Source organism: Thioalkalivibrio sp., from assembly GCF_007692535.1.
Taxonomy (GTDB): Bacteria; Pseudomonadota; Gammaproteobacteria; order Ectothiorhodospirales; family Ectothiorhodospiraceae; genus Thioalkalivibrio.
In genome coordinates this window covers 1-10775 of record NZ_REBW01000119.1, presented here as the reverse complement: position 1 = coordinate 10775, position 10775 = coordinate 1, and the positions used below count along the sequence as shown (strand labels likewise).

Genomic DNA, 10775 nt, shown 5'->3' with positions numbered 1-10775 from the left:
ATCGCGATCGCCGCGTGGCAGCAGGGCTACCTGGATCCCCTGATCGAACACATGCTCGAACGTTTCCGGTCCGCCGGCAGCGGCTGAGCACGGGCGCTCTGCGGAGCGGTTGACGCGCCTGAATAGGCACCGGATACTGAGGGAACGGAGCCGGTCTATCCGCTTCTTTCCCTTACGCCTTCTGCCCATTCATTAGCGCTCCGCCGAGGACATTCCGCAATGCCGCAGCAGCTACCTGGCGAGGCTCTGTCGGGCCCCCTTCCCGAATGGTTCCCACGTGGCATGGCGCTGTTGCGCGATCCCTCCCTGAACAAGGGCTCGGCCTTCACGGCTCGCGAACGCGATGTGTTGGGGCTGACCGGCCTGCTGCCGCCGCATGTCTCCACCCAGGAGGAACAGGTGGAGCGAGTGCTTGAGAACTTCCGGCGCATCGACTCGCCACTGGAGCGTTTCATCATGCTCCAGAGCCTGCAGGACCGGAACGAGGCGCTCTTCTACCGGGTGGTTATCGAAAACCCCGACGAAATGATGCCGGTGATCTACACGCCGACCGTCGGGCTGGCCTGCCAGGAATACGGCCACATCTACCGAAGCCCGCGCGGGTTGTACGTCTCGGCGGAGGATCGCGGCCAAGTGTCTTCCGTGCTGCGTAACTGGCCCTACCGGGACGCGCGGATCATCGTGGTCACCGACGGTGAGCGCATCCTGGGTCTGGGCGACCTTGGCGCCAGCGGCATGGGAATCCCGATCGGCAAGCTGGCCCTCTACACTGCCTGCGCCGGGGTGCATCCGCGCCGTTGTCTGCCGGTGATGTTCGACATCGGGACCAACAACGAGTCGTTGCTCGAGGATCCGCTCTATCTGGGCCTGCGCCGGCGGCGCCTCGCCGGAACCGAATATGACGAACTCATGGCGGAGTTTCTCGAGGCCACGCAGGAGGTCTTCCCCGGAGTGGTGGTGCAGTTCGAGGACTTCGCCAATCACAACGCCTTTCGCCTGCTGCAGACGTACCGTGACCGGATCCCCTGTTTCAACGATGACATCCAGGGCACGGCCGCGGTCACGCTGGCGGGGATCCTGTCGGCGCTCCGGGTGACCAATCGTCCCCTGCGTGACCAGACCTTCCTGTTCCTGGGTGCGGGCGAGGCAGCTACCGGCATCGCCGATCTGCTGACCTCCGCCCTGGTGGCGGAAGGAATGGAAGAGGGAGTCGCGCGGCGCCGGTCCTGGATGGTCGACTCCAGGGGGCTGGTGATACGGGGTCGCTCGGCGCTGGCCGAACACAAGCGGCCCTACGCCCACGAGCACCCACCACTCGTCAGCTTCCTCGAGGCGGTGGAGGCGCTGCGTCCGACAGCCATCATCGGCGTCGGTGCGGTGCCGGGTGCATTCACCCGCGAGGTCATCGAGATGATGGCGGGCCTGAATGACCGACCGATCGTGTTTGCGCTCTCCAACCCCACGTCCCGGGCGGAATGCACGGCCGAGCAGGCCTACGCCTGGTCCGACGGCCGGGCACTGTTTGCCTCCGGCAGCCCGTTCGACCCATTGGACGTCGACGGGCGGCGCTTCGTGCCGCGGCAGGGCAACAACTCCTATATCTTCCCGGGCGTTGGCTTGGGGGCAGTTGTGTCGCAGGCCTCGCGGGTCACCGATGCGATGTTCATGGTGGCCGCCCGGGCACTCGCCGAGATGGTGCGCGACGAGGATCTCGCACAGGGCAGCCTGTTCCCGGCACTCGCGCGGGTGCGTGAGGTCTCGGCCCGGATCGCCGTTGCCGTCGCGGAGGTCGCCTTTGCAGAGGGGCTTGCGGGAAACGAGCGCCCAGCCGACCTGGAGGCCTGGGTCGAGGCGCAGATGTATGACCCCGAATACGTGAGCTACGTTGCCTGAGCCCGTTTCCCGCTTGCGCCAAAGCGGTAAGGTTTAACGACCGTTCTCTCCAACCACTGTCACCCCGGGCTTGCTAGGTGGGGGGGTGGTGCCTAAAATGCCGGCCCCTACGTAGAACACGTGGCGAACCAAACGCGCGTTTCACGTTCATAAGGCTGTACCGATAGTAGGAGTCAGAGTAAATGCCCTGGAACGAACCGGGAAACAACCAGCGCGATCCCTGGAGCGGCGGTCAACGCGGCGGCGGGAGCGGTGGTGGCGGACAGCGTCCGCCCGATCTTGAAGAAATGATGCGCAAGGTCACCCAGCAGATCAACAGCCTGTTTGGTGGCGGTGGCGGCGGCAGTTCCGGCGGCGACGGCGGCTCGGGAATGGGTCGCAACTCCAAAGCCGTGGTGAGTCTCGCGATCATCATCGCGGTGGTGGTGTGGCTGGCTTCCGGTTTCTACATCGTGAGCGAAGGCGAGCGGGGCGTGGTGTTGCGCTTCGGTGCTTTCCAGCAAGTCTCGTCCCCCGGTCCGAACTGGCATCTGCCGTGGCCGTTCGAGCGCGTGGAGGTCGAAAACGTCGACAGCATCCGTACCCTGCAGAACCGGGCGTTGATGCTGACCGCCGACGAAAACATCATCGACGTCGACATCGCGGTGCAGTATCGCGTGCTGGACGTCGTCGACTTCAAGTTCAACGTGCGCAATCCGGACGTCACCGTGCAGCAGTTGATGGAATCGGCCATCCGCGAGAGCGTAGGGAAGAGCAGGCTGGACTTCATCCTGGGTGAGGGCCGTGGCGAGATCGCGATCAGTTCGCGCCAGACCCTGCAGCAGGCATTGGATTCGTACGGTGCGGGCTTGATCGTCACGGCCATGTCGATGCAGCAGGCGCAGCCGCCCGAGCCGGTGCAGGAATCCTTCGCTGACGCGATCCGTGCCCGTGAAGACGAGGCCCGCTTCCGGAACGAGGCCGAGGCCTATGCCAATGGCCTGATCCCGCGTGCGCGCGGTCAGGCGGCTCGTATCCTGGAAGAGGCCGAAGGCTACCGGGATCAGACGATCGCCAGGGCCGAGGGTGATGCGTCTCGCTTCTCGCAGCTGCTCACCGAATACCAGGTCGCGCCGAGCGTGACGCGCCAGCGCCTCTACATCGAGGCGGTGGAGGCAATCTTCCAGGATTCGAACAAGGTGATGCTGGATGTCGGGCAGACCAACAACCTGATGATGCTGCCGCTCGACCAGTTGCTACGCGGCACCGGTGCGGGCGCGCTCCCGGGTACGACCCCGGAACCGCTGGACGGCACGCGCGGCACCTTTGGCATCAGCACGCCCAGCGCGGGCATGAACCGACCGGCGGCCCCACGGCCTGATCCGCGTGCCCGGGAGGTGCGCTAATGTTTCGCATAGCAGGTATCGCCGCAATCGTTGCGGTCATCTTGATCGCCATGTCGACCTACACGGTGGACGAGCGTGAACGCGTCATCCTCTTCTCGCTCGGGGAAGTGCGCAAAGTGGACCTCGAGCCGGGTCTGCACCTGAAGTTCCCGTTGATCAACAACGTGCGCTTCTTCGAAGCCCGGATCATGACGCTCAACATCCCGCCGGACCGCTTCCTGACCAGCGAGGCCAAGAACGTCATCGTGGACTTCTATGCCAAGTGGCGCATCGACGACGTCGGGCAGTTCTTCCGGGCCACCCGCGGCGACGAGCGCAACGCCGAGGAACGGCTGGCACAGATCCTTCGTGACGGCATGCGTAACGAGTTCGCCCGGTACGAACTGGCCGAGGTGGTGGCCGGCGAGCGCTTGACGATCATGGGTGCGGTGCGCCAGGAGGCGCTGGAGACCGCGCGCGAACTGGGTGTAACCCTGGTCGACGTGCGCATCCGCCGCATCGACCTTCCGGACGAGGTGTCGGAATCGGTGTATGATCGCATGCGCGCCGAACGTCAGCGTGTTGCCCAGGACTTCCGGGCCCGCGGTCAGGAGGAGGGAGAGCGCATCCGCTCACGTGCCGATCGTGACCGTACCGTCATCCTCGCCGATGCCTATCGGGAGTCCGAGGAGATCCGCGGTGTCGGTGATGCCCGAGCGACCGAGATCCTGGGCCAGGCCTTCGGGGCGGACGAGGACTTCTTCGGCTTCTACCGCAGCCTGATTGCCTACCGCAATTCGCTGTCGGGTGAGCGCAGCACGTACGTGATGGATCCGACGTCGGACTTCTTCCGGTACTTCAAGGATCCGTCCGGGGTGAACGAACCGCAGAGTCCATAACGGCTTTCTGAGTGGTATGGTCGGATTTGGCAGCAGCGTTCGCGCTGCTGCTTGTTTTTGAGGGGCTCCTGCCGTTTCTGGTGCCGCGCCGTTACCGGGAGGTCCTCCTGGAGCTCGCCCGTCTGCCGGAGGGGACATTGCGGCTGTTCGGGCTCATCTCGATGCTGCTCGGCCTTGCCTTGCTGGCCTGGGTGCGTGGCTGAGTGAAGCACTGTTGATACAGGGAAAACGATGACCGACGTGAACCGGTGGCTGCTTCCGGATGGACTCGAGGAGGCCCTGCCTGTCGCCGCGCGGCGCCTGGAGGCCTTGCGCCGCGCGATCCTGGATCAGTTCGATGTCTGGGGCTATGACCTGGTGATTCCGCCGATGGCGGAATACCTCGATTCCCTGCTCACCGGCGCCGGGCGCGAGCTGGACCTGCAGACGTTCAAGCTCACCGACCAGCTCACCGGCAAGCTGATGGGGCTGCGGGCCGATCTCACGCCGCAGGTGGCGCGGATCGATGCCCACCGCCTGCGCGAGGAGGGTACGTCCCGGCTCTGCTACGTCGGAAGCGTGCTGCGTACCCGTGCGGATGAGTGGTCCGGCTCGCGCAGCCCAATGCAGGCCGGGGCCGAACTGTTCGGGCACGACGGTCTCGACAGCGACGTCGAGATCATCCGGCTGATGCTGGCCACCCTGGATCGTTGTGGCGTTCGCGGTGCCAGTATCGATCTGGGCCACGTGGACATCTACCGCTCGCTGGCCCGGACGGCGGGTTTAGACAGGGGCCGGGAACAGGTCTTCTTCGACCTGCTCCAGCGCAAGGCCATCCCCGAGATCGACGAGACGCTCGCCGCGTGGCAGCTCGATGTCGAAGTGGCACAGCTGCTGCGGGCGCTGGTGGACCTCAACGGGGGACCCGAGGTTCTGGTCGAGGCCCGCGGCATGCTTGCGGCCGCGCCCGTGCAGGTGACGTCCGCCCTGGATCACCTGTCAGCCGTGATCGAACGCCTCCAGGCCGTGCATCCCGACCTCGATGTTCACGTGGATCTCGGCGAGCTGCGCGGCTACTCGTATCACACGGGCCTGGTCTTCGCGGCGTTCGTGCCGGGCTCCGGCCAGGAAATCGCGCGCGGTGGTCGCTACAATGAAATTGGCCGTGTGTTCGGCCGCGCGCGGGCCGCGACCGGCTTCAGTACCGACCTGAGGCTGTTGCTGCGCCTGGTTCCAGCGTGGACGGAGCCGCGGCGGGATTGCGTTCTTGCACCGGCGGAGGGGGATGCCGGGCTGGAAGCTGCGATCGCGGATCTGCGTGCCCGGGGGGTCCGGGTGCGCCGCCTGCTTGCGGGCGAGTCCGGAGAAGCGTTGACGCAGGGCCCACGCTTGCAGAAGCGTGGTCATGAATGGAATGTCGAGGAGCCGTAGGCCAATGGGACGATTCGTAGTAATTCTGGGGAGTCAGTGGGGTGACGAGGGCAAGGGGAAGGTCGTCGATCTGCTGACCGAAAACGCCGCTGCGGTGGTGCGCTTCCAGGGTGGACACAACGCCGGCCACACGCTTGTCATCGGTGGCCAGAAAACGGTGCTGCACCTGATTCCCTCCGGAATCCTCAGGACCGGCGTCGAGTGCCTGGTCGGCAACGGCGTGGTGCTGTCACCCACTGCGCTGCTGGAGGAGATGGACATGCTCGAGGCGCGCGGGGTACCCGTGGCCGAGCGCCTGCGCCTGTCCGAGTCCTGCCAGTTGATCCTGCCCCATCACGTGGCGCTGGACCACGCCCGCGAACGCGCCCGCGGCGCGGCCGCGATCGGCACCACCGGACGGGGCATCGGCCCCGCCTACGAAGACAAGGTCGCCCGGCGTGGCCTGCGCCTCAGCGATCTGTTCCACCGGGAACGATTTGCCGCCAAGCTCGGCGAAGTGCTGGATTACCACAACTACGTGCTGAAGAATTACTTTCAGGCCGATGCCATCGACTTCCAGGCGGTGCTCGACGAGAGCCTTGCCCAGGCGGAGCGCCTGCGACCGCTGGTCACCGACGTCAGCGGCCGTCTGCACGTTCTGCGCGCGCAGGGTGCCGACGTGATGTTCGAGGGTGCCCAGGGCACCCTGCTCGACATCGACCACGGCACCTACCCCTTCGTCACCTCCTCGAACACGACGGCGGGCGGCGCCGCCACGGGTTCCGGTGTCGGCCCGCGCGATCTCGACTACATCCTGGGCATCACCAAGGCCTATACCACCCGCGTCGGGGCCGGGCCATTTCCGACCGAACTGTTCGACAGCATGGGTGAGCATCTGGCGCGCCGCGGCAACGAGTTCGGGTCCACCACGGGTCGGCCGCGCCGTTGCGGCTGGTTCGATGCCGTGGCATTGCGCCGCGCCGGTGCGATCAACAGCATCAGCGGCCTCTGCATCACCAAGCTCGACGTGCTCGACGGGCTGGAGAACCTCCAGATCTGTGTCGGCTATCGCTGCGATGGCGAAGTGATGGATATCCCGCCGGCAGGGGCCGAGGCCTATTCGGGCTGTGAGCCGATCTACGAAGAGATGCCGGGTTGGCAGGAATCCACCCTGGGAATCCGTCACTACGACAAGCTGCCGGCGAATGCCCAACGCTACCTGGAACGGCTGGGCAGCGTGGTGGGCCTGCCCATCGACATGGTCTCCACGGGGCCGGACCGGGACGAGACGATCGTGCTGCGTGACCCGTTTGCGGGCTGATCGAAGCGGGGCGTGTCGGGGCTTTCCGGTCCCGGCACCCATGTTTTTCCGCAGTGGCGCTGCACGGACAACGCGCGAATCACCGAACGCTCACGGCAATGCCGGAGAACGGAAAAAGGGATGAGGGAAGAAATGGTGCCGAGGAGAGGACTTGAACCTCCACGAGCTTACGCCCACTAGCACCTGAAGCTAGCGCGTCTACCAATTCCGCCACCTCGGCATGAGGATGGACCGTGAGGTCCTGCGCTTCAGGAGCGCGCAATATAGAGTCCTCCGCCGGAAGTGTCAATTGATCTGTCATGCCCCCGGGTTCCAATGGTGGACCCGACCAAGGCCAAGGCCGTGGGGGGCTCCAAAACGAGTGAAGTGAATGCCCAGAAAACGCAGCAACCGTCCGCCGGTCGATCCGAATTTCGAGCGCGAGGCACAGAAATACGAAAACCCGATCGCCAGCCGCGAACTGATACTGGAGAGCGTGATCGAGGCCGGCAACCCGCTGGAGTTCGAGGAGATCGCGGAACGCCTCGGCATCGTGAGCGAGGAACAGACCGAGGCCCTGCGCAGGCGCCTGCGGGCGATGGAGCGTGACGGCCAGTTGCTGTGCAACCGCCGCGGCGCCTACCTGCCGGTGGAGCAGGCCGATCTGCTGCGCGGAAGGGTGATCGGCCATCCCGACGGCTTCGGCTTCCTGGTCCCCGACGACCAGAGCGATGATCTGTTCCTGTCGCCGCGGCAGATGCGCGGCGTGCTGCATGGCGATCGCGTGCTGGGGCGGGTGATGGGTGTCGATCATCGGGGGCGGCGCGAGGGGGGCATCATCGAGATCCTCGAGCGTGGTTCCGAGCAGGTGGTCGGGCGCATCCGCATCGAGGATGGGGTCGGCGTAGTCACCCCGGACAACAAGCGGATCACCCATGACATCCTGATTCCGCCCGACGGCCTGGGCGCGGCTGGCGACGACCAGATCGTGGTGGTGCGCATTCGCCCGCAGGCGTCACGCAAGGCCCGACTGCGCGGGGAGGTGGTCGAAGTCCTCGGCGAACACATGGCGCCGGGCATGGAGATCGACATCGCGATCCGCGCGCACGGGCTGCCGTTCCACTGGCCCGACGAAGTGACCGCCGCCGCCGACCAGTTCGGTGCCGACGTTCCCGCAACAGCCCGGAAGGGACGGCTGGACCTGCGCAAGAAGCCGCTGGTGACCATCGACGGCGAGGACGCCCGCGACTTCGACGATGCTCTGTACTGCGAGGAAACAGACGGCGGCTGGCGGCTTTGGGTCGCGATCGCCGATGTCTCGCATTACGTGGACAGGGACGGGGCGCTGGACAAGGAGGCGCGCAACCGGGGCACCTCGGTGTACTTCCCCAAGCAGGTGATCCCGATGCTGCCGGAGGTGCTGTCCAATGGCCTGTGCTCGCTGAATCCCGATGTCGAACGCCTGTGCATGGTCTGCGAGATGGAGATCGGCAAGCGTGGAGCCCTGCGCAGCTTCGGCTTCCACGAGGGCGTGATGCGCTCTCACGCGCGCCTGACCTACACCCAGGTGGCCGCGATGCTGGTCGACGGTGACGAGGCCCTGCGCAAGCAGCATGCAAAGCTGCTGCCGCACCTGGAGCGACTGCACGCGGTGTTCAAGGTGCTCAACGCTGCCCGCAATCGGCGCGGTGCGATCGACTTCGATTCCACCGAGACCCGGATCGAGTTCGGTCCGGAGCGCAAGATCGAGCGCATCGTGCCGGTGGAGCGCAACGATGCCCACCGGTTGGTCGAGGAATGCATGATTGCCGCCAACGTATCGGCGGCCAAGTTCCTGAAAAAGCACAAGGTGCCGGCGCTGTACCGCATTCATGACCAGCCGCCGACCGAGAAGATCGACGACCTGCGTGACTTCCTGTCCGGGGTCGGTCTGACGCTGGACGGCGGCGACGAGCCTACGCCCGCGCACTATTCGGCGGTGCTGCGCGCGGCGGCTGACCGCCCGGACAAGCAGTTGATCCAGACGGTCGTGCTGCGCTCGCTCAGCCAGGCCGTCTACGGTCCCGGTCTCAGCGGCCACTTCGGCCTGGCCCTGGACGACTATGCCCATTTCACATCGCCGATCCGTCGTTATCCCGACCTTCTCGTGCACCGCGGCATCCGCCACGTGCTGCGCAGTGGCAAGGCCGCAGGATTCGCGTACTCGCACAGTGACATGGAGACCCTGGGCGAGCACTGTTCCATGGCCGAACGTCGTGCCGACGACGCGACCCGCGATGCCATCGCCTGGCTGAAGGCCGAGTACATGGAGGACAAGGTCGGCGATGTCTTCGACGGTGTGGTCTCGGGAGTCACCGGATTCGGTTTGTTCGTGGAGATCGTCGATGTTTTCATCGACGGTCTGGTGCACGTCACCAGCCTGGACAACGACTTCTACCACTTCGATCCGATCCGCCACCGCCTGACCGGGGAGCGCGGCGGCAGAACCTTCCGGATCGGCGACCGCCTGAAGGTACAGGTGACCCGGGTCAGCCTGGACGACCGCAAGATCGACCTGCGTCTGGTGGATGAGGAAGGCCGTCCCACCGAGTCCGCGCCACGCAAGCCCAGGCGGGGGGCAGCGGGCGCCGGGCGCGAGTCGGGCGACGGACGCAAGCCGGGGCGCCGGGGCCGTCGCGGGCGCAAGCCCGAGGCGCCCGCGCTTGCGGACGAAGCCTCGGCGAAGGAGACGGACGCGCCTCCGCAACCCCCTCACGTCCCGGAGCCGCCAAAGGCCGAGGCCCGGCCTGATGCGAAGCCCAAAGGGCGGCGCCGCCGCAGCCCTGCTTCCGATGCGGTGGATTCTGTCCCCACTGCTCCGCAGACGCCCGCGCGCGCGCGGGTCCCGGCTGCAGCGCCCGAAGCGGAATCCGCCGAATCGCCTCCCGCGCCCGAGCCGCCACGCCGGCGCCGGCGCCGTGCGGAACCCCAGGGCGAGGTGGCCATGCTGATCCGGCCGTCGTCCAAGCCCAAGTCGGAGGTGAAGGAGATCCAGGCCGAAACCCCTGCCGGGGATGATTCGGCCACCGGATCTGGCCGCAGGCGCTCGGGTCGCAGGAGGCGTCGGGATTCGGATTCGTGAGTCAGGCCGAGGTCGTCGGCGGCCTGCATGCGGTGGAGTCGCTGCTGGCCAATGCCCCGGAGAGGGTCAAGCGCCTGCAGGTGGCCGCGGACTCGATTGACGCGCGTCTGGGAGGCATCATCGCCCGTGCCGAGGGACTGGGGATCAGTGTCGAGCGGGTGCGCCGGGAACGTCTCGACCGCGGCCATCCCGAACTGCGCCATCAGGGCGTGCTGGCCTGGACGCTGCCGCGTCAGCGCGCGACCGAGGCCGATCTCGCGGATCTTGTCGCCGCGGGCGGAACTCTCTTCCTGGCCCTGGATGGTGTCACCGACCCGCACAACCTGGGTGCCTGCCTGCGCAGCGCCGATGCGGCCGGGGCCAGCGCGGTGATCGTGCCGCGGGATCGCAGTGCCTCGCTGACGCCGGCCGCCGCCAAAGCCGCCTCGGGCGCGGCGGAGACCGTGCCGCTGATTTCCGTGGTCAACCTGGCAAGGGCGCTGCGCAGCTTGCGCGACCAGGGTCTCTGGGTCGTTGGGCTCGCGGGCGACACCGAGACGCTGCTGTACCAGGTCGACCTGACCCTGCCCACGGTACTGGTGCTGGGAGCGGAAGGGGAGGGGCTGCGACGCCTGACGCGCGAGACCTGCGATCACCTCGCGGCGATTCCCATGACGGGGAGCGTTTCCAGTCTGAACGTCTCTGTCGCCACCGGCGTCGCGCTTTTCGAGGCGGTGCGCCAGCGGGGACGAGGCTGATCACGCTCACCTTTGCACCGGCAGTTAGCGTGAAAATACGCGGCCCAGTTCTGTAGGTCGGGTTAGCGTAGC

General features: G+C 66.4%; 8 protein-coding genes and 1 tRNA gene. 8 read left to right on the top strand and 1 reads right to left on the bottom strand.

Annotation, left to right across the window (positions count from 1 at the left end; genetic code table 11):
- The first annotated feature begins 219 nt into the window (after nt 1–219).
- From EA346_RS06080 to EA346_RS06055, 6 genes are all read left to right on the top strand, one after another.
- A complete protein-coding gene (locus tag EA346_RS06080; protein WP_296756689.1) occupies nt 220–1893 on the top strand; it encodes an NAD-dependent malic enzyme in 1674 nt (557 codons plus the stop codon).
- 182 nt (nt 1894–2075) lie between these two features.
- Complete coding sequence (gene hflK, locus EA346_RS06075; protein WP_296756687.1) at nt 2076–3278, top strand: FtsH protease activity modulator HflK; 1203 nt, start codon at nt 2076–2078, stop codon at nt 3276–3278.
- Nucleotides 3278–4156, top strand: coding sequence for a protease modulator HflC (gene hflC / locus EA346_RS06070; protein WP_296756685.1), 879 nt, complete (start codon nt 3278–3280; stop codon nt 4154–4156). Before hflK ends, hflC begins: the two co-directional genes overlap by 1 nt.
- 26 nt (nt 4157–4182) lie before the next feature.
- Entirely contained in the window at nt 4183–4359 is a 177-nt protein-coding gene (locus EA346_RS06065; RefSeq protein ID WP_296756683.1) for a DUF2065 domain-containing protein, read from the top strand.
- 28 nt (nt 4360–4387) lie between these two features.
- Nucleotides 4388–5566 carry an ATP phosphoribosyltransferase regulatory subunit gene (locus tag EA346_RS06060; protein WP_296756681.1) on the top strand — a complete coding sequence of 393 codons (1179 nt, stop codon included), beginning with the start codon at nt 4388–4390 and terminating at the stop codon, nt 5564–5566.
- A 4-nt stretch (nt 5567–5570) separates the two neighbouring features.
- Nucleotides 5571–6866, top strand: coding sequence for an adenylosuccinate synthase (locus EA346_RS06055; protein WP_296756679.1), 1296 nt, complete (start codon nt 5571–5573; stop codon nt 6864–6866).
- A gap of 133 nt (nt 6867–6999) precedes the next feature.
- Here EA346_RS06055 and EA346_RS06050 read toward each other — a convergent pair.
- Nucleotides 7000–7086, bottom strand: a tRNA-Leu gene (locus EA346_RS06050).
- 150 nt (nt 7087–7236) lie between these two features.
- Here EA346_RS06050 and rnr point away from each other — a divergent pair.
- Both rnr and rlmB read left to right on the top strand, forming a co-directional pair.
- Nucleotides 7237–9966: a ribonuclease R gene (gene rnr, locus EA346_RS06045; protein WP_296756677.1), complete on the top strand. Its 2730-nt coding sequence runs from the start codon at nt 7237–7239 to the stop codon at nt 9964–9966.
- Nucleotides 9963–10703, top strand: coding sequence for a 23S rRNA (guanosine(2251)-2'-O)-methyltransferase RlmB (gene rlmB / locus EA346_RS06040; RefSeq protein WP_296756674.1), 741 nt, complete (start codon nt 9963–9965; stop codon nt 10701–10703). Before rnr ends, rlmB begins: the two co-directional genes overlap by 4 nt.
- The last annotated feature ends 72 nt before the right edge of the window (nt 10704–10775 follow it).